19 protein-coding genes are annotated in these 21,888 nt (G+C 71.0%); 2 read left to right on the top strand and 17 right to left on the bottom strand.

The annotated features are described in order from the left end of the window. Window positions 1–80: 80 nt before the first annotated feature. The 4 genes from CW362_RS27010 to CW362_RS45510 form a co-directional block, all read right to left on the bottom strand. Entirely contained in the window at window positions 81–584 is a 504-nt protein-coding gene (locus CW362_RS27010) for a GNAT family N-acetyltransferase (protein ID WP_103552154.1), read from the bottom strand. After that, a complete protein-coding gene (locus CW362_RS27005; protein ID WP_103552153.1) occupies window positions 581–1,525 on the bottom strand; it encodes an RluA family pseudouridine synthase in 945 nt (314 codons plus the stop codon). The genes CW362_RS27010 and CW362_RS27005 overlap by 4 nt, the downstream gene beginning before the upstream one ends. A 143-nt stretch (window positions 1,526–1,668) precedes the next feature. After that, window positions 1,669–2,292: a signal peptidase II gene (gene lspA, locus CW362_RS27000; RefSeq protein ID WP_103552152.1), complete on the bottom strand. Its 624-nt coding sequence runs from the start codon at window positions 2,290–2,292 to the stop codon at window positions 1,669–1,671. Window positions 2,293–2,417: 125 nt separating this feature from the next. Further along, a complete protein-coding gene (locus CW362_RS45510) occupies window positions 2,418–2,900 on the bottom strand; it encodes a TraR/DksA family transcriptional regulator (RefSeq protein WP_338069081.1) in 483 nt (160 codons plus the stop codon). A 4-nt stretch (window positions 2,901–2,904) separates the two neighbouring features. On the opposite strand from CW362_RS45510, the gene CW362_RS45505 reads away from it, so the two are divergent. Next, window positions 2,905–3,363, top strand: coding sequence for a hypothetical protein (locus tag CW362_RS45505; RefSeq protein WP_338069080.1), 459 nt, complete (start codon window positions 2,905–2,907; stop codon window positions 3,361–3,363). Between the two features lie 494 nt (window positions 3,364–3,857). Further along, window positions 3,858–7,001: an isoleucine--tRNA ligase gene (gene ileS, locus CW362_RS26990; protein ID WP_206301063.1), complete on the top strand. Its 3,144-nt coding sequence runs from the start codon at window positions 3,858–3,860 to the stop codon at window positions 6,999–7,001. 547 nt (window positions 7,002–7,548) lie between these two features. On the opposite strand, the gene CW362_RS26985 is transcribed toward ileS, so the two are convergent. From CW362_RS26985 to CW362_RS26920, 13 genes are all read right to left on the bottom strand, one after another. Then, window positions 7,549–8,871, bottom strand: coding sequence for a DivIVA domain-containing protein (locus tag CW362_RS26985; RefSeq protein ID WP_103552150.1), 1,323 nt, complete (start codon window positions 8,869–8,871; stop codon window positions 7,549–7,551). Between the two features lie 55 nt (window positions 8,872–8,926). Continuing rightward, window positions 8,927–9,214: a YggT family protein gene (locus CW362_RS26980; protein ID WP_103552149.1), complete on the bottom strand. Its 288-nt coding sequence runs from the start codon at window positions 9,212–9,214 to the stop codon at window positions 8,927–8,929. 53 nt (window positions 9,215–9,267) lie between these two features. Then, a complete protein-coding gene (gene sepF, locus CW362_RS26975; RefSeq protein ID WP_103552159.1) occupies window positions 9,268–9,909 on the bottom strand; it encodes a cell division protein SepF in 642 nt (213 codons plus the stop codon). A gap of 129 nt (window positions 9,910–10,038) precedes the next feature. Continuing rightward, on the bottom strand, window positions 10,039–10,758 hold the full coding sequence (locus tag CW362_RS26970) for a YggS family pyridoxal phosphate-dependent enzyme (RefSeq protein WP_103552148.1): 720 nt from the start codon (window positions 10,756–10,758) through the stop codon (window positions 10,039–10,041). Window positions 10,759–10,764: 6 nt separating this feature from the next. Continuing rightward, window positions 10,765–11,502 (bottom strand): peptidoglycan editing factor PgeF, encoded by a 738-nt coding sequence (gene pgeF / locus CW362_RS26965; RefSeq protein WP_103552147.1) that lies wholly within the window; start codon window positions 11,500–11,502, stop codon window positions 10,765–10,767. Next, window positions 11,499–12,692 carry a cell division protein FtsZ gene (gene ftsZ / locus CW362_RS26960; protein ID WP_103552146.1) on the bottom strand — a complete coding sequence of 398 codons (1,194 nt, stop codon included), beginning with the start codon at window positions 12,690–12,692 and terminating at the stop codon, window positions 11,499–11,501. Before ftsZ ends, pgeF begins: the two co-directional genes overlap by 4 nt. A gap of 275 nt (window positions 12,693–12,967) precedes the next feature. Then, window positions 12,968–13,753: a cell division protein FtsQ/DivIB gene (locus CW362_RS26950; protein WP_103552144.1), complete on the bottom strand. Its 786-nt coding sequence runs from the start codon at window positions 13,751–13,753 to the stop codon at window positions 12,968–12,970. A 25-nt stretch (window positions 13,754–13,778) separates the two neighbouring features. Beyond that, the gene (gene murG, locus CW362_RS26945; RefSeq protein WP_103552143.1) at window positions 13,779–14,870 is read right to left on the bottom strand and encodes an undecaprenyldiphospho-muramoylpentapeptide beta-N-acetylglucosaminyltransferase; all 1,092 of its coding nucleotides are present in this window, start codon (window positions 14,868–14,870) and stop codon (window positions 13,779–13,781) included. Window positions 14,871–14,876: 6 nt separating this feature from the next. Further along, entirely contained in the window at window positions 14,877–16,235 is a 1,359-nt protein-coding gene (gene ftsW / locus CW362_RS26940; protein ID WP_103552142.1) for a putative lipid II flippase FtsW, read from the bottom strand. A 68-nt stretch (window positions 16,236–16,303) separates the two neighbouring features. Further along, window positions 16,304–17,731: a UDP-N-acetylmuramoyl-L-alanine--D-glutamate ligase gene (murD, locus tag CW362_RS26935; RefSeq protein ID WP_103552141.1), complete on the bottom strand. Its 1,428-nt coding sequence runs from the start codon at window positions 17,729–17,731 to the stop codon at window positions 16,304–16,306. After that, a complete protein-coding gene (gene mraY / locus CW362_RS26930; RefSeq protein WP_103552140.1) occupies window positions 17,713–18,783 on the bottom strand; it encodes a phospho-N-acetylmuramoyl-pentapeptide-transferase in 1,071 nt (356 codons plus the stop codon). The genes murD and mraY overlap by 19 nt, the downstream gene beginning before the upstream one ends. Continuing rightward, a complete protein-coding gene (locus CW362_RS26925) occupies window positions 18,783–20,189 on the bottom strand; it encodes a UDP-N-acetylmuramoyl-tripeptide--D-alanyl-D-alanine ligase (RefSeq protein WP_103552139.1) in 1,407 nt (468 codons plus the stop codon). The genes mraY and CW362_RS26925 overlap by 1 nt, the downstream gene beginning before the upstream one ends. Window positions 20,190–20,193: 4 nt before the next feature. After that, a complete protein-coding gene (locus tag CW362_RS26920; protein ID WP_103552138.1) occupies window positions 20,194–21,714 on the bottom strand; it encodes a UDP-N-acetylmuramoyl-L-alanyl-D-glutamate--2,6-diaminopimelate ligase in 1,521 nt (506 codons plus the stop codon). Window positions 21,715–21,888: the final 174 nt, after the last annotated feature.

Raw genomic sequence — 21,888 nt, 5'->3', positions numbered from 1 at the left:
GGTCAGCGCTCCGGCGGGGTCTAGACGATCAAAGGCGAACCAGACCCCAAGCCTGCCACGCGGTCACGGCGATCCCGGGCTCACAGCGCCTTGCGCATCGCGCGGTGCGGCATTCCCGCGTCCGCGAACTCCGGACCGTAGGCCACGTATCCGAGCCGCTCGTAGAACCCCAGCGCGTGGGTCTGCGCGTGCAGGTCCACGGCGGCCAGTCCCCGCGCGCGGGCGGCGGCCTCGATGGCCCGCACGAGCGCGGCGCCGACGCCGAGCCCCCGTGCCTCGCGGGTCACGGCGAGCCGCCCGAGCGAGCCGACGGCCGGATCGCCGCCGACCTTCGCCGCGGCCGCCTCGCCCTGGAGCAGACGCCCGGTGCCGAGCGGTACGCCGTCCTCGGTGACCGCCAGCACGTGCAGGGCTCCGGGGTCGTAGGCGTCGTACTCGATGTCCTCGGGCACGCCCTGCTCGCCGACGAAGACGTCCTTGCGCACCGCGAAGCAGGCCTCACGGTCTCCGGCGTGCTCGGCGACCCGCACCTCGTAGGCACCCGCCGGGGAGACGCCAGCCGCCCCGTCCGGACCGCCGCTCACGCCCAGCTCTCCTCACGGACCTTGTCCAGCGCCCGCTGGAGGTCCTCGGGGTAGTCGGTCTCGAACTCCACCCAGCGGCCGTCCGCGGGGTGCTCGAAGCCGAGCCGCACCGCGTGCAGCCACTGGCGCTTGATGCCGAGGCGCTTGGCGAGCGTGGGGTCCGCGCCGTAGGTCAGGTCGCCGACGCAGGGGTGGCGGTGGGCGGACATGTGGACGCGGATCTGGTGGGTGCGCCCGGTCTCCAGCTTGATGTCGAGCAGGGAGGCGGCGCGGAACGCCTCGATCAGGTCGTAGTGCGTGACCGAGGGCTTGCCCTCGGCCGTGACCGCCCACTTGTAGTCGTGGTTCGGATGGCGTCCGATGGGCGCGTCGATGGTGCCGCTGGTCGGGTCCGGGTGGCCCTGCACGAGCGCGTGGTAGCGCTTGTCGACCGTGCGCTCCTTGAACTGGCGCTTGAGCGACGTGTACGCGTACTCCGACTTGGCGACCGTCATCAGGCCCGAGGTGCCCACGTCCAGGCGGTGGACGATGCCCTGGCGCTCCGCGGCGCCGGAGGTCGAGATGCGGTACCCGGCGGCCGCGAGACCGCCGATGACGGTCGGACCGGACCAGCCGGGGCTGGGGTGCGCGGCCACGCCGACGGGCTTGACGATCACGAGCACGTCGTCGTCGTCGTGGACGATCTCCATGCCCTCGACGGGCTCGGCGACGATCTGCACGGGCGCGGGGGCTCCGGGCATCTCGACCTCGAGCCAGGAGCCGCCGCGCACGCGCTCGGACTTGCCGACCACCGAGCCGTCGACCGTGACCTTCCCCGCCGCGGCGAGTTCCGCGGCCTTGGTACGGGAGAAGCCCAGCATGCGGGAGATGGCGGCGTCGACGCGCTCGCCCTCCAGGCCGTCGGGCACGGGCAGGGTACGGATCTCGGGAATCGTGCTCACCCGTCGAGTATGCCGGACCGCTCGGACACCACCGGACCACCGTCCGAACGCCAGTACCCGGCCGGGGCCGCCCCGAGGCGCCGCACCGGCCGCCGTACGGGCCTCGGGACGGTCCGCACGGCGGGCGCCGGGCGGGCCCGGTGTCAGTCCTTGTGGACCGTGCCGTCCGGGTCCAGGCCCCGGAAGGACAGCAGTACGATCAGGATGCCGCCGCAGACGATCGCCGAGTCGGCGAGGTTGAAGACGGCGAAGTGCTTGGGTGCGATGAAGTCCACGACCGCGCCCTCGAAGACGCCGGGCGAGCGGAAGACCCGGTCGGTCAGGTTGCCGAGCGCGCCGCCCAGCAGCAGGCCCAGCGCGATGGCCCACGGCACGCTGTAGAGCTTGCGGGCGAGCCGGGCGATGACGACGATCACCGCCGCCGCGATCACCGTGAAGATCACCGTGAACGCCTGCCCGAAGCCGAAGGCGGCACCCGCGTTGCGGATCGCCTCGAGCCTCAGCCAGTCCCCGGCGATGTCGATCGGGTCGTGGTGCTCCAGCTTCGCCACCACGACCATCTTGCTGACGAGATCGAGGGCGTACGCCAGTACGGCCACCGTGAAGAGCACGGCGATCCTGCGCTTGCCCCGGGGCCGCTCGGCCGGGGCCGGCGCGTCGGCCCCGGACCGGTCGCCGGACACCGCGTTCCCGCCGGACTGTTCCGGTTCGGCCCCCGCCGCTCCTGGAATCTCCGGCGTACCGATGATGCGCTCCGCCTCTGCCACGTGAGTGAGTCCCTCGACCTAGGTTCCTGACTGAGGACGAGAGTACGGCACACGCTCACGGGCCAGGCTGTTCAGGAGCGCTCACGGCCGCGAGGCGGCGGCGCTCCCCCGCGGGGCCCGGGAGCTCAGTGCCTGCGTTCCTGCTTCTGCTTGCACTCGACGCACAGGGTGGCGCGCGGGAAGGCCTGCATACGGGCCTTCCCGATGGCGTTGCCGCAGTTCTCGCAGAGCCCGTAGGTGCCCGCGTCGAGACGCTCCAGGGCGCGCTCGGTCTGTTCCAGCATTTCGCGCGCGTTCGAGTTGAGCGCCATCTCGTGCTCGCGTGTGATGTTTTTCGTACCGGTGTCCGCCTGATCGTCGCCCGCGCCGTCACCGGAGTCCCGCATCAGGCCCGCGAGGGCCTCCTCCGAGGAGGAGATCTCGGCGCGCAGCCGCAGCACCTCCGACTGGAGCTCCGCGCGGGCCGCCCCGGCCTCCTCCGGTGTCCAGGGGGCCTCCCCCGGCCGCACCGCGAGCTCGCCGGGCTCCACCGCGGCGATCCTCGCCTTCGGCACCCCGGTGGCCTTCTTCGCGGCCGCGGCCGCGCCACGGGTCTTCTTCGCAACCACCGTCGTGGCTCCCGTCGTCTCCGCGGCCTCGGCCGCGCCCTGGGCCGCCGAGGCGGCCGCCTTCCTGGCCGTACCGGTGCTCTTCCTCGCCGTGCCCGTGCTCTTCCTCGCCGCGGAGCCCGCGGATTTCCCGGCCCCGGGCTTCCCCGCCGCCGTGGCCGCCTTCTTCGCGCCGGTCTTCCCGGCGGCCGTCTTCCTGCCCGCGGCCTTCGAGGACGCGGTCCTGGAGGACGCCGCTTCCGTCCCGGCCGTCCTCTCGGACGCCGTCGTCCCGGAGGCCGCCCGCGCGTTCTTCTTCCCACCCGCGTCCCTGGCCGCCGCACTCGTGGATCTGCCCGACGCCGACTGCTGTACGGCGGTCTTCTTCGCCACCATGGCCGCGGCCCCTTCACATATTGTGATCTTGCTCGCGAATCGTGCTGGGACGATAAATCGACTTCCGACCCGCGGCAACGGGGCCTGACCACGATTCGCCCGCCCCGCGAGCCCCGCGCGGCGAGTCTGCCTGCGTTGTGCCCAGCTCCCCGCCGGGTAATCCGCCGGGTCCCGCGTCCCGGGATCCGGACGCGTGCGCCTCGCCATTCGGGTCACCGGGCGGGCCGCGGCGGCACCCCGGGAAAACCGGTCGGCCGCCGTCTCCGGGGCGCCGTACACTGGGCGCAGCGAGAAGCGTGGATGGGGACGAGTAGCGGCGTACGCGGCCAGGAGCGACCCGGGGACGGTGGAAGCCCGGGGGCGAGCGCGACGTGAAGATCACCCCGGAGCCGTCGGCAGAACGCCCCCTGGGGCCAGTAGACCCGGCATCGCGACCCCAATGAGGGGGCTCACCGGCGCGAACGGCGCATCGGGGGGCCAAGGAGGGTGGTACCGCGGGAGCGCGCCGCACACGGCGTCCGTAGCAACACGGCTCTCGTCCCTCCGACGGAAGGCAGAAAGTCCGTTGGAGGAAGCTCGCCGATGACAGCGCCGACGTACCGCCAGGTGCCCGCCCAGGTCGACCTGCCCGCCCTCGAGCACGCCGTGCTCGACTTCTGGCGTGAGCAGAAGATCTTCGCCAAGAGCCTCGAGCAGTCCGAGGGCCGGCCGGAGTGGGTGTTCTACGAGGGCCCGCCCACCGCCAACGGCATGCCGGGCGCCCACCACATCGAAGCGCGCGTCTTCAAGGACGTCTTCCCGCGCTTCCGGACCATGCGCGGCTACCACGTGGCCCGCAAGGCCGGCTGGGACTGCCACGGCCTCCCGGTGGAGCTGGCGGTCGAGAAGGAGCTCGGCTTCACCGGCAAGCAGGACATCGAGGCGTTCGGCATCGCCGAGTTCAACGACCGGTGCCGCGAGTCCGTGACCCGCCACACCGACGCGTTCACCGAGCTGACCAACCGCATGGGCTACTGGGTCGACCTCGAGGACGCCTACCGCACCATGGACCCCGAGTACATCGAATCCGTGTGGTGGTCGCTCAAGGAGATCTTCAACAAGGGCCTGCTGGTCCAGGACTACCGCGTGGCGCCCTGGTGCCCGCGCGACGAGACGGGCCTGTCGGACCACGAGCTGGCCCAGGGCTACGAGACGATCGTCGACCCCTCCGTGTACGTCCGTTTCCCGCTCACCTCCGGTCCGCTGGCCGGCCGCGCCTCGCTCCTGGTGTGGACGACCACGCCGTGGACGCTGGTGTCCAACACCGCGGTCGCCGCCCACCCGGGCGTCACCTACGTCGTCGTGACGAACGGCGAGGAGCGGCTCGTCGTCGCGCAGCCGCTCGTGGAGAAGGCGCTCGGCGAGGGCTGGGAGACCACGGGCGAGTCCTTCACGGGTGCCGAGATGGAGCGCTGGACGTACCAGCGCCCGTTCGAGCTCGTCGAGTTCCCCGAGCCCGCCCACTTCGTGGTCAACGCCGAGTACGTGACGACCGAGGACGGTACGGGCCTGGTCCACCAGTCCCCCGCCTTCGGTGAGGACGACCTCAAGGTCTGCCGCTCGTACGGCCTGCCGGTCGTGAACCCGATCCGCCCGAACGGCACCTTCGAGGAGAGCGTTCCCCTCGTGGGCGGTGTCTTCTTCAAGAAGGCGGACGAACAGCTCACCGAGGACCTCCAGAACCGCGGCCTGCTCTTCAAGCACGTGCCGTACGAGCACAGTTACCCGCACTGCTGGCGCTGCCACACCGCGCTCCTGTACTACGCGCAGCCCTCCTGGTACATCCGCACCACGGCCGTCAAGGACCGTCTGCTGGAGGAGAACGAGGGCACCAACTGGTTCCCGGAGTCGGTCAAGCACGGCCGCTTCGGCGACTGGCTGAACAACAACATCGACTGGGCGCTCTCGCGCAGCCGCTACTGGGGCACCCCGCTGCCGCTGTGGACCTGCGAGGAGGGCCACCTCACCTGTGTCGGCTCGCGCGCGGAGCTGTCCGAGCTGACCGGCACCGACCAGTCGGAGCTCGACCCGCACCGCCCGTACATCGACGCGGTGACCTTCCCGTGCCCCGAGGGCGGCTGCGGTCTGACGGCGACCCGGGTGCCCGAGGTCATCGACGCCTGGTACGACTCGGGCTCGATGCCGTTCGCGCAGTGGGGCTACCCGTACAAGAACAAGGAGATCTTCGAGAGCCGCTACCCGGCCCAGTTCATCTCCGAGGCCATCGACCAGACGCGCGGCTGGTTCTACACGCTGATGGCCGTCGGCACCCTGGTCTTCGACAAGTCCTCGTACGAGAACGTCGTGTGCCTCGGCCACATCCTCGCCGAGGACGGCCGCAAGATGTCCAAGCACCTGGGCAACATCCTGCAGCCGATCCCGCTGATGGACCAGCACGGCGCCGACGCGGTGCGCTGGTTCATGGCGGCCGGCGGCTCCCCGTGGGCGGCCCGGCGCGTGGGCCACGGCACCATCCAGGAGGTCGTCCGCAAGACGCTCCTCACCTACTGGAACACCGTCGCCTTCCAGGCGCTGTACGCCCGCACCAGCGACTGGGCGCCCAGCGCGGCCGACCCGGCCCCGGCGGACCGCCCCGTCCTCGACCGCTGGCTGCTCTCCGAACTCCACGCGCTCACCGACCAGGTGACGCAGGCTCTGGAGGCCTACGACACCCAGCGCGCCGGAAAGCTCCTGTCGGCCTTCGTCGACGACCTCTCCAACTGGTACGTGCGCCGCTCCCGCCGCCGCTTCTGGCAGGGCGACAAGGCCGCGTTGCGCACGCTGCACGAGGTCGTGGAGACCGTCACGCGGCTGATGGCCCCGCTGACCCCGTTCATCACCGAGCGGGTCTGGCAGGACCTGGTCGTCCCGGTCTCCCCGGACGCCCCCGAGTCCGTGCACCTGTCGACCTGGCCCGAGGCGGACCTGTCCGCCATCGACCCGGAGCTGTCGCGCCAGATGGTGCTGGTGCGCCGTCTCGTCGAGCTCGGCCGGGCCACGCGCGCGGAGTCCGGCGTCAAGACCCGTCAGCCGCTGTCGCGCGCGCTGATCGCGGCGAACGGCTTCGCGACGCTCGACCCCGAGCTGCACGCGCAGATCACCGAGGAACTGAACGTGAGTTCCCTCGCATCGCTCTCCGAGGTCGGCGGTTCACTGGTCGACACCACCGCGAAGGCGAACTTCCGCGCGCTGGGCAAGCGCTTCGGCAAGGGCGTCCAGGATGTGGCGAAGGCCATCGCCCGGGCCGACGCCGCCGCCCTGTCCCTCGCCCTGCGCGAGGGCACCGCGTCGGTCGAGGTCGGCGGCGAGAAGGTGACCCTGGCCCCGGACGAGGTCATCATCACGGAGACCCCCCGCGAGGGCTGGTCGGTGGCCTCCGACTCCGGCGCGACGGTCGCGCTCGACCTGGAGATCACCGAGGAGCTGCGGCAGGCGGGCCTCGCCCGTGACGCGATCCGGCTGATCCAGGAGGCCCGCAAGAACAGCGGCCTCGACGTCGCCGACCGCATCGCGCTCCGCTGGACCTCCACGGACCCGGCGGTCGTCGCGGCGCTCGGCGAGCACGCCGGTCTCATCGCCGACGAGGTCCTCGCCACGGACTTCGCCCAGGAAGAGGCCGACGGCACGTACGGCGAGCCGTTCTCCGACGAGGGCCTGTCCCTGGTGTTCCGCCTCCGCAAGGCGTGACGAGGGACTCCCACCCGCGCTGAAGGCCCGGGGCCGCCAGGAGATCCTGGCGGCCCCGGGCCTTCGCCCGTCCCGCCACCCCTGCCCTTCCCGTCCCGCACCGCGGCCTGGCGTGGCCTGGCTCCCCGACCGTGCCGGCCGGCCCTGCCCGGCGGAGCCGCTCGGACTCCGCCGTGGTTCCGCCCGCCGCTTCTCGCCCCCTCCGCCCCCGCCCTTCCCGTCCCGGGGTCCGGGGCCCCGGACCCCGCGCCTCGAACGCCGGAGGGGCCGAGGACCGCCCCGCACCCGCCAAGCGGGCCGGAGGGCTGTGGCTCTCCCGGCCGGGAAGGGACCGCGGCTTTCCGCGCACCGTCGCAGCGCTCGGCGCCACAGGCCGGCCGTACGGGGCGTCCGGGTGCGCGGACCGAGAGAAAGGCCCGCGTGCCCGTGCCGACGTCTTCTGGACCCCGTACAGGCCCTTGGCGCGCGCGCAAAAGGGCGGGGCCCCCGGATCTCTCCGGGGGCCCCGCCCTGAATGCTGCCGACGCCTATGGCGTGCGGGCCGCCGTCAGTTGTCGTCCTCGTCGATGAGGAACCCGCGCATCGGCGAGGGCGCCTGCTGCATCGGCGACGGGCCCTGGGGCCGCACCGGAGCCATCGGCTGGGTCATCGCGGGCGACATCTGCTGCTGACCGCCGTAGGACGGTCCCGCCTGCGACGGCGCGCCCATGCCCGGGTTGCCGCCGTAGGACGGCGCACCGGCTCCCGCGGGAGCCATCGAGGGCGCGGAGGCCGCCGGCAGGGAGGCCGCGGCCGGGGTGCGCGGCGGGGCGAGCGAGTCGTCCGCCTGCGTCTCCAGCTGGCGCAGCTGCGACTCCAGGTAGGACTTCAGACGCGTGCGGTACTCGCGCTCGAAGCCGCGCAGGTCCTCGACCTTGCGCTCCAGCGTGGCGCGGGCGGACTCCAGGGAGCCCATCGCGACGCGGTGCTTCTCCTGCGCGTCCCGCTCCAGGGCGTCCGCCTTGGCACGGGCGTCCCGCTCCAGACCCTCGGCGCGGCTACGGGCCTCACCGACGATCTTGTTGGCCTCGGAGCGCGCCTCGGCGATGGCCTGGTCGGCGGTCTGCTGAGCCAGCGAGAGGACACGGGCGGCGCTGTCGCCACCGGGGCCCTGCTGCGGCATCTGCTGACCGGGGCCGCCCATGGGGCCACCCATCGGACCGCCCATGGGACCGCCCATCGGGCCACCCATCGGACCACCCATGGGGCCACCCATCGGGCCGCCCATCTGCTGCATCTGACCGGGACCCTGACCCATCGGGCCACCCTGACCCATCGGACCCTGACCCATCGGGCCACCCTGACCCATCGGACCCTGACCCATCGGGCCACCCTGACCCATCGGGCCCTGACCCATGGGACCGCCCTGACCCATCGGGCCACCCTGACCCATCGGACCCTGGCCGCCCATCGGGCCACCCTGACCCATGGGACCACCCTGACCCTGCTGACCACCCTGGCCGCTGGGGCCCGCGGGCAGCGCGGGAGCACCACTCGGCAGCTGAGGCGGGCCGCCCATGGGGCCGCCCATGCCCTGCGGCGGGCCTGATATCCCGGCGGGCACAGGAGCGCCGGGCCCTCGCATACCCTGCGGCGGGCCCTGCTGGTCCTGCTCGGGCGGTTTACGCATACCCTGCTGCTGCTGGTTCTGCGCGGCAGCGCGCGTGGCGGCGGCCAGCTTGGCGCGCAGGTCCTCGTTCTCGCGGAGCAGGCGAGTCAGTTCGGCTTCGACCTCGTCGAGGAAGGCATCGACCTCGTCCTCGTCATAGCCTTCTCGGAGGCGGACGGTCGTGAACTGCTTGTTCCGCACGTCCTCGGGGGTCAACGGCATCTCTTCACCTCAACGTAGTCGTCGGCATTCGGCAAGACCGTATCGTTCACATCGCTCACATCATGTTCTGCGTAAGTCTGATCAAGATGAAGACGATGATCATCAGCACGAAGAAGGACAGGTCAAGCGCCACGCCCCCGAGACGCAGCGGCGGAATGAACCGCCGCAGAAGCTTGAGCGGTGGATCGGTGACAGTGTAGGTGGCCTCCAGAACGACCACCATCGCCTTGCCGGGTTGCCATGAGCGGGCGAACTGGAAGACGTAGTCCATGACCAGCCGGAAGAACAGCACGATGAGGAAGCACGTCAGCGCGATGTAGAAGACCTGCCCGACCACGCTCATGATCCGCGCTTCCCTCTCCCCTGTTTTCCATACGATGTTCCCGGTCCTGCGTCTCAGCTCTGGTTGAAGAACCCGCCCTCTGCGATGCGGGCCTTGTCCTCCGCCGTGACATCGACGTTAGCAGGCGACAACAGGAACACCTTCTGCGTCACCCGCTCGATGCTGCCGTGGAGACCGAACACCAAACCGGCGGCGAAGTCGACAAGTCGCTTCGCGTCAGTGTCGTCCATCTCCGTCAGGTTCATGATCACCGGGGTGCCCTCACGGAAGTGTTCCCCGATGGTACGGGCCTCGTTGTAGGTCCGGGGGTGCAGCGTGGTGATCCGGTACGGCTCTCGTTCCGACACGACCTTGGGCATGATCACCGGGGCGTTCTTCTCCAGGCTCTGACGTTCTTGTGTGATGGACGCCACGGGGGCGATGCGTGCCGGACGCCCGGACTCCACGGCGAGCGAGGCGGAATGCGGCACCGGATCGCGCGGCGCCGAGGGCTGCACCACTCGTACCGGTTCGTCCCTTTGGGACGAGTGCGCCTGATGTGACTGGTGCGGCGGTTCGTGCCGCCGCCGGTCTCGCTCGGGCTCCGGGTCGAGCTCGGGCTCGAAGTCGTCGTCGGGGTCGAATCCTCTGCCGTCGTACCCATCGTCCTCCACGAGGCCGAGGTAGACCGCCATCTTGCGCATCGCGCCGGCCATGCTCTGAGTCCTCCGCTCTGTGGTGGATCGGCTGACGAATTGCCAAGTGCCTGCGATCCACGAGGTCGTTATGCCCGCATTTGGCGGTAATGACCATATTTTCTGCTGTGGTCCGACTTCTTGGCGACGTTACCGGAGGCCGGTTCGGACTCCGAGTACCGCAGTACCGACGCGTACATGTGTCGCTCCGGCCGCCACGGCCTGTTCGAGATCCGAGCTCATCCCTGCCGAGACCATGTTCGCAGCCGGATGGGCCCGGCGCACGACAGTCGACAAATCCATCAGCCGCTCGAAGGCGTCCTGTTGACGCCCCGCGTATTCGCCGGCGAGCGGGGCGACGGTCATCAGTCCGTCGAGCCGCAGCCCCGGGGACTCCGCGACCAGGTCGGCCAACTCCTCGACCCCGCCGACCCCCACGCCTCCCCGGTCGCCGCGGCCACCCTCCTGCGCGTCCAGCGCGACCTGGACGAGGCATCCCACCTCGCGCCCCGCCCGCACCGCCTCCTTCGAGAGGGCCGCGACGAGCCGGGAGCGGTCCACGGACTGCACGAAATCCGCGTAATCGACCACGGAGCGCACCTTATTGGTCTGCAATTGACCGACAAAATGCCACGACAAGGGCAGATCCGAGCACTCCGCGGCCTTGGGCGCGGCGTCCTGGTCCCGGTTCTCGGCCACATGACGCACACCGAGCCCCGACAGGATCCGCACATCGCTCGCGGGGTAGGTCTTGGTGACCACGATCAGGGTCACCTCTTCACGTTCGCGCCCGGCGGCCTTGCACGCCGCCGCGATGCGCTCTTCCACTTTCGCCAGGTTCGCGGCGAGTTGAGCCTTACGTTCCGTCATGTCCCATCAGTCCAGCCAGACATAACCCGCGAGCCGCCCGGTGGTGCGGTCCCGCCGGTACGAGAAGTGGTCCCCGGATTCGAGCGTGCACACCGGCGACCGCTCCCGGTCGCGCACTCCGAGCCGCTCGAGCTGCGCGTGCACCCCGGCGGTCACGTCGACCGCGGGCGTCCCCCACGCCGTCTCGGCGTACGCCGCGGGCTCCACGGCGGCGACCTCGGCGCGCATCGCGTCCGGCACCTCGTAGCACCGTCCGCAGACGGCGGGGCCGGTGCGGGCGACGATCCGGGCCGGATCGGCGCCGAGTTCCACCATGGCCCGCACGGCCGCGGGAACCACGCCGGCGACCATGCCGGGCCGTCCCGCGTGCGCGGCGGCCGCCACCCCGGCGACCGGGTCGGCCAGCAGGACGGGCGTGCAGTCGGCGGTGAGGACGGCGAGCGCGAGTCCCCGCCGTGCCGTGACGACCGCGTCGACCGCGGGGATCTCCGAGACACCCCAGGGTTCCTCCACGACCGCCACGTCCGGCCCGTGCACCTGGTTCATCCAGACGACCCGCCCGGGATCGATCCCGAGCGCCTCGGCGGCCAGTTCCCGGTTGGCGCGTACGGCGTCGGGGGCGTCGCCGACCGCTCCGCCGAGGTTGAGCTCCTCGTACGGAACGGCGCTCACCCCGCCCCACCTGTCGGTGAAGGCGAAGTGGGCGCCGCCCACGGTGCTCTCCGCGGAGCGCTGTCCTATCACTTCAGGAAGTCCGGCACGTCCAGTTCCTCGGCCGCGCTGTCCGAGTAGGAGCGGGACGGCGGAACCGGCGGGGACACCGGCAGCTCGCTGACCGGCTCCGGAGCAGGCTCCGGGGCCGGCTCCTTGGGCGTGACGCTGCCGAGCGTCCCGAAGGACGGGCGGCTCTCGGCGGGACGGGACGGAGCGGGCTCCTCGCGCCGGGCCGTGGCCGAGCCGAGGACGTTCTCCCGCTTGGCCGGCGGCTGCCCGCCGTCGAAGCCGGCGGCGATGACGGTGACCCGGACCTCGTCGCCGAGGGCGTCGTCGATGACCGCGCCGAAGATGATGTTGGCCTCGGGGTGCGCCGCCTCGCTGACCAGCTGGGCCGCCTCGTTGATCTCGAACAGGCCGAGGTCGGAGCCGCCGGAGATGGAGAGCAGGACACCGCGGGCGCCGTCGATGGACGCCTCCAGCAGCGGCGAGGAGATGGCCATCTCGGCCGCCGCCACCGCGCGGTCGTCGCCGCGGGCGGAGCCGATGCCCATGAGCGCCGAACCGGCCTCGGACATGACGGACTTGACGTCGGCGAAGTCGAGGTTGATCAGACCGGGCGTGGTGATCAGGTCGGTGATGCCCTGGACACCGGAGAGCAGGACCTGGTCGGCCGACTTGAAGGCGTCGAGGACGGAGACCTGGCGGTCCGAGATGGACAGCAGCCGGTCGTTCGGGATGACGATGAGGGTGTCGACCTCTTCGCGGAGCTCCGCGATGCCGTCCTCGGCCTGGTTGGCGCGACGCCGGCCCTCGAAGGTGAACGGGCGGGTGACCACGCCGATGGTGAGGGCGCCCAGCGAGCGGGCGATGTTGGCCACGACGGGCGCGCCGCCGGTGCCGGTGCCGCCGCCCTCCCCGGCCGTCACGAAGACCATGTCGGCCCCCTTGAGGACCTCCTCGATCTCCTCGCGGTGGTCCTCGGCGGCCTTGCGGCCGACTGCCGGGTTCGCTCCGGCCCCGAGGCCGCGCGTGAGTTCCCGGCCGACGTCGAGCTTGACGTCGGCGTCGCTCATCAACAGCGCCTGCGCGTCGGTGTTGATGGCGATGAACTCGACGCCCTTGAGACCGACCTCGATCATCCGGTTGATGGCATTGACACCACCGCCGCCGACACCGATGACTTTGATGACTGCGAGGTAGTTCTGCGGTGCTGCCACGTCGAAGGCCTCTCGCCTCGAGTTACGTGTCGCCGCCTCGCACGCTCGCGATCCGACGACTGATGCCGAACGGGACGGTCCGAACACCGACCCGAACCCTAACGCTGAAGTTTAGGGTTACCAGTGTGTCTGTTCCTTGGACTCTTCCGAACAGGACACTAAGTCGACAAGCGGCGCGCGTTCAACGAACACGCCGAACCTCCCGTTTTTCTTTTCACCCTATGTGATCAGGCACAGCACTGCCCAACCAGGGTGCTGGCCTGCACCGATGCAAGTCAACTGCCTGACGAGGCGGGGGCTGTGGGGGCACTCACGTCGAAGTGCCGGGCCCCGGGATCGGCTTTCATGAGAGCAAGGAGCGTCCTGGCCTTCGCCCGGCCCCTCTCGGCGCTGCCCCACTCGACGGTCCGGCCACCCCGCAGTTCCAGCGAGACGGCGTCGTAGGAACGGACCTTGACGGTACGGGTGTCACGGGCGACTTCGTCCGGGATGTCCCCGGCGATCCGCACCGCCTCGCGCACCAGGCGGTCGGCGGGGAAGCGGCTCGGCGCGGCACGCCCGGACAGCGCCAACTCCAGTACGGGCACGCCCTTCGGGGCGTCGGGAACGGTGGCGAACCGGACGCCCCCGGCGTCCACTTCGGTGAACTTCGCACCCTTTTCTACCAGCAGGACCGGAGTCCGTTCGGTCACTTCCAGACCGATCGCGTGCGGCCAGGAGCGGACGACCTCGACCGAGTCGATCCGGGGCAACTCCCTGAGCAGCCGCGCCTCGATCGCGTCCGTGTCGACGGAGATCAGCGGGGACCCGACCGGCACACCGGCCGCCTCCCGCACCTGCGCGGCGGTCAGCACCCGCACCCCGGAGACCGGCACGTCCTCCGTGCGCAGCCAGGGGGAGCCGTAGAGGATCCACACCGCGGCGGCCCCGGCCAACACCACGGCGGACAAAAGGATGATGAGCCTACGAAAGCGGCGGAGCCGCCCGACGAGGGGCGGCCGGGGCGGGCCGGACTCCAGCTTCTGCCGTTCACCGCGCTCGGCGGTCGTCGGTCCGGCCACGCTCCCTGCCTTCCCTCATGCGGTCCTAGTGGTGGCGCGAGGCGATCGCCTCGTACACCATGCCGACGAGCAGGTCGTCGGCGTCCCGGCGGCCGAACTCACCGGCCGCACGCGACATCTCGTACAGCCTGTGCGGGTCGGCGAGCACGGGCAGCACGTTCTGCTGCACCCACTGCGGGGTGAGTTCCGCGTCGTCGACCAGCAGTCCGCCGCCGGCCTTGACCACCGGCTGGGCGTTCAGCCGCTGTTCGCCGTTGCCGATGGGCAGCGGGACGTAGGCGGCGGGCAGTCCGACGGCGGAGAGTTCGGCGACGGTCATCGCGCCGGCGCGGCAGAGCATCATGTCGGCCGCGGCGTACGCGAGATCCATCCGGTCCACGTACGGTACCGGGATGTACGGGGGCATCCCCGGCATCTGGTGCACCTGCGGCAGTTCGTTCTTCGGACCGACCGCGTGCAGGATCTGGATCCCGGCCTGCTGGAGGTACGGAGCCGCCTGCTGGACCACCTCGTTGAGGCGGCGGGCGCCCTGCGAGCCGCCCGACACGAGGAGCGTCGGCAGGTTCGGGTCGAGCCCGAACGCGGCGCGCGCCTCGGGCCGTACGGCGGCCCGGTCGAGGGTGGCGATGGAGCGGCGCAGCGGGATGCCGATGTAACGCGCCCCGCGGAGCTTGCTGTCGGGCGTGGAGACGGCGACCTGGGCCGCGTACCGCGAGCCGATCTTGTTGGCCAGTCCGGGCCGGGCGTTGGCCTCGTGGATGACGATCGGCACACCGAGGCGCTTGGCCGCCAGATAGCCGGGCAGGGCCACGTAGCCGCCGAAGCCGACGACCGCGTCCGCCTTGGTCCGTTCCAGGATCTGCTCGACGGCCTTGATCGTGCCGCGCAGCCGTCCGGGGACGGTGATCAGCTCCGGGGTGGGCTTGCGCGGCAGCGGCACGGCCGGGATGAGCGCGAGTTCGTACCCGCGCTCGGGTACGAGCCGGGTCTCGAGTCCCCGCTCCGTGCCCAGGGCCGTGATCCCCACGGTCGGGTCCTGCCTGCGCAGGGCATCCGCGAGGGCGAGCGCGGGCTCGATGTGGCCGGCGGTCCCCCCGCCGGCGAGTACGACATGCACCGAAATTCACCGCTCTCCGGACGAACGCGCCGCAGAGGCACGCCGTCGCATCGTGTTCCATCTCCGGGGCCCCGCGGCCCTTGCGGACTCTCTCACCGCACCCCTCTTTCTGCCAAAGCGGGGGTGCCGCATCGCGAGAGCCGCCCGCGCAGCGGGATCTTCACGCGCGAAGGCGATCAGCAGCCCGATGGCGAACATGGTCGGCAGCAGGGCGGACCCTCCGTAGGAGAACAGCGGGAGCGGGACACCGGCGATCGGCAGCAGACCGAGCACCGCACCGATGTTGATCACGGCCTGGGCCGTGATCCAGGTGGTCACGCCTCCCGCGGCATACCTCACGAAGGGGTCCTCCGTGCGTCCGGCCACGCGGATACCCGCATAGCCTAGAGCCGCGAAGAGGGCGAGCACCGACAGCGTCCCCGCGAGGCCCAGTTCCTCCCCAGTGATGGCGAAGATGAAGTCGGTGTGCGCTTCGGGCAGTTGGCCCCATTTCTCCACGCTGGCACCGAGGCCGGAACCGAAGAGTCCGCCGGAGGCGAGGGCGTAGATGCCGTGCACGGCCTGCCAGCAGGTGTCGTTCGGCCCCGGCTCCGTCGCGCCGATGCAGGCCAGTCTGGACATCCGGTTGGGGCTCGTCTTGATGAGGACGAAGCCGATCGCCAGGGCGACGGACAGCACGCCCACGAACAGCCGGGTGGGCGCTCCGGCCAGCCACAGCAGCCCGAACAGGATGGCCGTGAGGATGATCGCGGTGCCCATGTCGCCGCCGAGCATGATCAGGCCGAGCAGCATGAAGGCGGCGGGCACGAGCGGGACCAGCATGTGCTTCCACTGGGTCAGCAGCCGCCGCTCCTGCTTGCGGGCGAGCAGATCGGCTCCCCAGAGCACGAGCGCGAGCTTGCCGAACTCGCTGGGCTGGATCTGGAAGGAGCCGCCCAGCGAGATCCAGTTCTGGTTGCCGTTGACCGAGAGCCCTATCCCGGGCACCTGCACCAGGACCATCATGAAGACGGCGCCCGCCAGGATCGGGTAGGCCAGGGCCCGGTGCAGTTTCACCGGCATCCGCGAGGCGGCGAACAGCAGCGCACCGCCGATCAGCGCGGCCAGGAACTGCTTGCGGAAGAAGTACGACCCGGGCAACGACAGCTGGAGCGCCGTGATCTGCGAGGCCGAGTAGACCATCACGAGCCCCAGCACGGTGATCAGCAGGCTGCCGCCGAGGATCAGGTAGTACGCGGTCAGCGGCCGGTCCCAGGCCTTGCGGGCGCGCAGGTACAGACGGCGTACGGGATGGTCGCGCGGCGCCCGTGCGGCGGGTCGGCCGGCCTTCCGCACGGGCGGGCGGCCGGTCCTGCTAGTCGGCATCGGAGTCTCCGGGCCACAACGATGTCACGCGTCCGTCCCTCCCAGGTCCGCCCGGCCAGGCAACCGGGTCAGGCGCCGAGTTCGCGGACCGCCTCCGCGAACGCGTCACCGCGCTTGTTGTAGTTGGCGAACATGTCCATGGACGCACAGGCCGGGGCCAACAGCACCGTGTCCCCGGGCTCGGCGAGCCTCCTGGCCTCCTGGACAGCCGCGAGCATCGCCCCAGTGTCGGTCCGGTCGAGGTCGACGACCGGTACCTCCGGGGCGTGTCGCGCCAGGGCTTCACGGATCAGCGCGCGGTCCGCGCCGATCAGGACGACGCCCCGCAGCCGCTTCGCGGACCGGGCGACCAGTTCGTCGAAGGTCGCGCCCTTGGCGAGCCCGCCGGCGATCCACACGATCGACTCGTAGGCCGCCAAGGAGGCTTCCGCGGCATGCGTGTTGGTGGCCTTGGAGTCGTCGACGTAGGCGACCTCGTCCACGTCGGCGACGTGCGCGATGCGGTGCGCGTCCGGGGTGAAGTCCCGCAGTCCGTCCCGCACGGCCCTCGGAGGCACCCCGAAGGCGCGTGCGAGGGCCGCCGCGGCGAGGGCGTTGGCGATGTTGTGCGGGGCGGGCGGAGTGACGTCGGAGACCTCCGCCAGCTCCTGGGCGTTCTTCTGCCGGTTCTCGACGAAGGCGCGGTCGACCAGGATGCCGTCCACGACGCCGAGTTGGGAGGGCCCCGGGGCGCCGAGGGTGAAGCCGACGGCGCGGCAGCCCTCCTCGACGTCCGCGGCGCGCACCAGGTCCTCGGTGGCCCTGTCCGCCACGTTGTAGACGCAGGCGACCCGATTGCCCTCGTAGATACGCCCCTTGTCGGCGGCGTACGCCTCCATGGAGCCGTGCCAGTCCAGGTGGTCGGGCGCGAGGTTCAGCACGGCCCCGGAGTGGGCGCGCAGCGAGGGCGCCCAGTGGAGCTGGTAGCTGGAGAGTTCGACCGCGAGGACGTCGTACTCCTCCTCGCCGAGGACGGCGTCGAGGAGGGAGACGCCGATGTTCCCGACCGCCGCCGTGCGCAGGCCCGCCGCCTTCAGGATGGAGGCGAGCATCTGGACGGTGGTGGTCTTGCCGTTGGTGCCGGTGACCGCGAGCCAGGGGGCCGGCTTCCGGCCGTCCAGTTCCCGCAGCCGCCAGGCGAGTTCGACGTCGCCCCAGACCGGGACGCCCGCCGCGGCGGCCGCGGTGAACAGCGGCTTGTCCGGCTGCCAGCCGGGCGCGGTCACGATGAGCTCGGTGCCCTCCGGCAGGGTCGCGCCGTCACCGAGGCGCACGGTGACGCCGAGTGTCTCCAGCTCCGCGGCTTGCGCCCGGGCCCGTTCGTCATCGCCGTCGTTGACGACGGTGACGATCGCGCCGAGGCCGTGCAGGACCTTGGCCGCCGGGATCCCGGAGACGCCGAGGCCGGCGACGGTGACGTGCTTTCCCTGCCAGTCGGTCACTTCTTGGCTGCCCATCCTGCGTAGAAGAGGCCGAGTCCGACGATCACGCAGATGCCCTGGATGATCCAGAAACGGACCACCACGAGGACCTCGGACCAGCCTTTGAGTTCGAAGTGGTGCTGGAGCGGTGCCATCCGGAAGACGCGCTTCCCGGTGAGCCGGAACGAGCCGACCTGGATGACGACCGACATGGTGATGAGGACGAACAGGCCGCCCATGATGGCCACCAGCAGCTCGGTGCGGGAGAGGATGGCCAGGCCGGTGAGGACACCGCCGAGGGCGAGCGAACCGGTGTCGCCCATGAAGATCTTGGCGGGTGACGTGTTCCACCACAGGAAGCCCAGGCAGGCGCCCATCAGCGCGGAGGCCACCACGGCCAGGTCGAGCGGGTCACGCACCTCGTAGCAGGCGCCCGGGTTGGTCAGGGTCGTCGCGTTGGCGCAGGACTCCTGGAACTGCCAGACGCCGATGAACGTGTAGGCGCCGAAGACGAGCACGGAGGCGCCGGTGGCGAGACCGTCCAGACCGTCGGTGAGGTTCACACCGTTCGACATCGCGAGGATCATGAACAGCGCCCAGAGCACGAACAGCACCGGGCCGATCTTCCAGCCGAAGTCGGTGATGAACGACAGCTTGTCCGAGGCCGGGGTGTTGCCGCGGTTGTCGGGGAACATCAGGGCCAGCACCGCGAAGCCGATGCCGACGATCAGCTGCCCGGCCATCTTCGCCTTGGCCCGCAGACCGAGCGAACGCCGCTTGACGATCTTGATGTAGTCGTCGAGGAAGCCGACCAGGCCCATGCCGAACATCAGGCCGAGGACCAGCAGACCCGAGTAGGTCGGCGCGTAACCGGTGATGAGCTTGCTCAGGAAGTACGCGGCGATCGTCGCCAGGATGAAGGCGATACCGCCCATGGTCGGCGTACCGCGCTTGCTGGCGTGCTCGCGCGGGCCGTCGTCGCGGATGTACTGGCCGTAGCCCTTGCGGGCCAGCAGCTTGATCAGCAGCGGAGTGCCGGCCAGGGTCAGGAACAGACCGAGGACTCCCGCGAACAGGATCTGCTTCATCATCGGGCGGAAACCTCACCCTCGGTACCGTCGGCGAGCAGCGCGAGCGCCACCCGTTCCAGCCCGACGGACCTGGACGCCTTCACGAGCACGACGTCCCCTGGGCGCAGCTCGCTGCGCAACAGGTCGACAGCCGCCTGTGCGTCGGACACGTGCACCGACTCCTCACCCCACGAACCCTCGTTATATGCGCCCAGTTGCAGCCAGGACGCTTCCCTGCCCCCGACCGCGACGAGCTTGCCGACATTGAGCCGGACGGCAAGCCGTCCGACCGCGTCGTGCTCGGCGAGCGCCTCGTCCCCGAGCTCGGCCATCTGACCGAGCACCGCCCACGTACGACGTCCCTTGCCCATCGCCGCGAGCGCGCGCAGGGCGGCTCGCATGGACTCGGGGTTCGCGTTGTAGGCGTCGTTGACGACCGTCACGCCGTCCGGACGCTCGGTGACCTCCATCCGCCAGCGGGAGAGGGAGCCCGCCTCGGAGAGCGCGCGGGCGATCTCGTCTGCGGACATGCCCAGCTCATGGGCGACGGCGGCCGCGGCGAGCGCGTTCGACACGTGGTGCTCACCGTACAGGCGCATGGTCACATCACTGCACCCGGAGGGTGTGCGAAGGCTGAAGGAAGGCTGTCCGCTCTCCGTGAGCCGGACGTTCTCGGCCCGTACGTCCGCTTCGTCGGACTCTCCGAAGAGGATCACGCGCGCCTTCGTGCGCGACGCCATGGCGCGTACGAGGGGATCGTCCGCGTTGAGGATCGCGGCGCCGTCCTCGGGGAGGCTCTCGACGAGCTCGCCCTTTGCTTGCGCGATCTGCTCGCGGCCGCCGAACTCGCCGATGTGGGCGGTGCCGACGTTGAGGACCAGACCGATCCTCGGCGGGGTGAGCTCCGTCAGGTAGCGGATGTGGCCGATGCCCCGGGCGCCCATCTCCAGCACGAGGAACTTCGTCTCCTCGGTGGCGCTGAGCGCGGTGAGCGGCAGTCCGATCTCGTTGTTGAGGGAGCCGGGCGTGAAGACGGTCGGCGCCTTGCTCCGCAGGACCTGGGCGATCAGGTCCTTGGTGCTGGTCTTGCCCGCGGATCCGGTGAGGGCCACGAGGGTCGCGCCGAGCCGTTCGACGACGTGGCGGGCGAGGGCGCCGAGGGCCGTCTGCACGTCGTCGACGACGATGGCGGGCACGCCGACGGGGCGGGACGCCAGGACGGCGGCCGCGCCGGCCTCGATCACCGCCTCGGCGTAGTCGTGGCCGTCCACGCGTTCGCCGACGAAGGCGACGAAGAGGCTGCCGGACTCCACCTCACGGGAGTCCCTGACGACCGGTCCGGTGACCTGGAGCTCCGGATCCGGTATGTCGTACGTCTGCCCGCCGACGACTGCTGCGATCTCGGCGAGGGAGAGGGCGATCACAAGTTCATCCCTGGGTCTGCTGGATAGCTTCGCGAAGTACCTGGCGGTCGTCGAAGGGACGCACCACCCCGGCGATGTCCTGGCCCTGCTCGTGTCCCTTGCCGGCGATCAGCACGGTGTCCCCCGGCTTTGCGCGCGCGACGGCCGAGGCGATGGCGGCGGCCCGGTCCTCGAAGACCTGGACCTCGCCGCGCTCGTGGGCCGGCACCTCGGCGGCTCCCGCGAGCATCGTGGCGAGGATCGCCAGCGGGTCCTCGGAGCGGGGGTTGTCGGAGGTGAGGACGGCGGTGTCGGCGAGCCGGGCCACGGCCGCGCCCATCGGTTTCCGCTTGGTCCTGTCCCGGTCGCCGCCGCAGCCGAGCACCACGTGCAGTCTGCCCTCGGTCACCTTGCGCAGGGCGCGCAGGACCGATTCGACGGCGTCCGTCTTGTGGGCGTAGTCGACGACGGCGAGGTACGGCTGGCCCTCGTCCACGCGCTCCAGCCGGCCCGGGACCCCCGGGACGGCGGCGATGCCGTCCGCGGCGGTCTGCGCGTCGATCCCGGCGGCCGTGAGGGCGACGATCGCGGCGAGGGTGTTCGCCACGTTGAAGGGACCCGCGAGCGGCGAGCGGGCGCTGACCCGCTCGCCCTTGGGGCCGACCGCGGTGAACGTGGAGTCCATCGGACCGACTTCGACCTCCTCGGCGCGCCAGTCGGCGTCCGGGTGGCCCTCGGCGGAGAAGGTGACGACCGGGACGGTGGCCTCCCCGGCGAGCCTGCGGCCGTACTCGTCGTCGAGGTTGACGACGCCGAGCCGGCTGCGCCGGGCCGTGAACAGCTGGGCCTTGGCCTGGAAGTAGTCCTCCATGCCCGTGTGGAACTCCATGTGTTCCGGGCTGAGGTTGTTGAAGACGGCCACGTCGAAGACACAGCCGTCGACGCGGCCGAGGACCAGCGCGTGGCTGGAGACCTCCATCGCGACCGAGTCGACGCCGCGCTCGCGCATGACGGCGAACAGGGCCTGGAGGTCGGTGGCCTCGGGCGTGGTGCGCTCCGACTTGATGCGCTCGTCGCCGATGCGCATCTCGACGGTGCCGATCAGGCCGGTGGAGCGGACCGTCTTCAGGCCGCCCTCGACGAGGTAGGCCGTCGTGGTCTTGCCGGAGGTGCCCGTGATGCCGATCTGGAGGAGATCGCGTCCCGGGTGGCCGTAGATGGTGGCCGCCAGCTCGCCCATCGATCCGCGCGGGTCCTCGACGACGAGGACCGGCAGACCGGTGGCCGCGGCGCGCTCGGCGCCGGTCGGGTCGGTGAGCACGGCGGCGGCGCCGAGGCCGGCGGCCTGGGTCACGAAGTCGGCGCCGTGCAGACGGGCACCGGGCAGGGCGGCGTACACGTCGCCGGGGCGCACCGCCCGGGAGTCATGGGTGATACCCGTGATCCCGACGTCGCTCTCCGGCTTCTCGGCACCCAGCTGATCGGCCAGCTCCGCGACGGGGGTGGCGGAGACGTGAACCGGACGCGGCGGCCCCGGATATGTCACAGGAGCGCCCTTCTGGGTGGTTTGGGACTGATCAGCTTGTGGCACGGCGGTGAGCGTACCGGGCTCACCCCCGCCTGGGCGAAGCGAGGGCGCGGACGGGGTGTGCGGGGCGGGCTGGTTCCCGGGGTCCGGGGTGATCGATGTCACGAGTGGTTCCTGGTCCGTTGTGCGGGG

It is taken from the genome of Streptomyces populi (genome assembly GCF_002911015.1).
Classification (GTDB): domain Bacteria; phylum Actinomycetota; class Actinomycetes; order Streptomycetales; family Streptomycetaceae; genus Streptomyces; species Streptomyces populi.
This window is presented reverse-complemented; position numbering and strand designations above follow the sequence as displayed.

Bases quoted from the DNA above. Each gene is read 5' to 3' on its own strand.
- ileS (WP_206301063.1), top strand. From the start codon at position 3,858: ATGACAGCGCCGACGTACCGCCAGGTGCCCGCCCAGGTCGACCTGCCC.
- CW362_RS26985 (WP_103552150.1), bottom strand. From the start codon at position 8,871: ATGCCGTTGACCCCCGAGGACGTGCGGAACAAGCAGTTCACGACCGTC.
- CW362_RS26980 (WP_103552149.1), bottom strand. From the start codon at position 9,214: ATGAGCGTGGTCGGGCAGGTCTTCTACATCGCGCTGACGTGCTTCCTC.
- sepF (WP_103552159.1), bottom strand. From the start codon at position 9,909: ATGGCCGGCGCGATGCGCAAGATGGCGGTCTACCTCGGCCTCGTGGAG.
- CW362_RS26970 (WP_103552148.1), bottom strand. From the start codon at position 10,758: ATGACGGAACGTAAGGCTCAACTCGCCGCGAACCTGGCGAAAGTGGAA.
- ftsW (WP_103552142.1), bottom strand. From the start codon at position 16,235: ATGCCGACTAGCAGGACCGGCCGCCCGCCCGTGCGGAAGGCCGGCCGA.
- murD (WP_103552141.1), bottom strand. From the start codon at position 17,731: ATGGGCAGCCAAGAAGTGACCGACTGGCAGGGAAAGCACGTCACCGTC.
- mraY (WP_103552140.1), bottom strand. From the start codon at position 18,783: ATGAAGCAGATCCTGTTCGCGGGAGTCCTCGGTCTGTTCCTGACCCTG.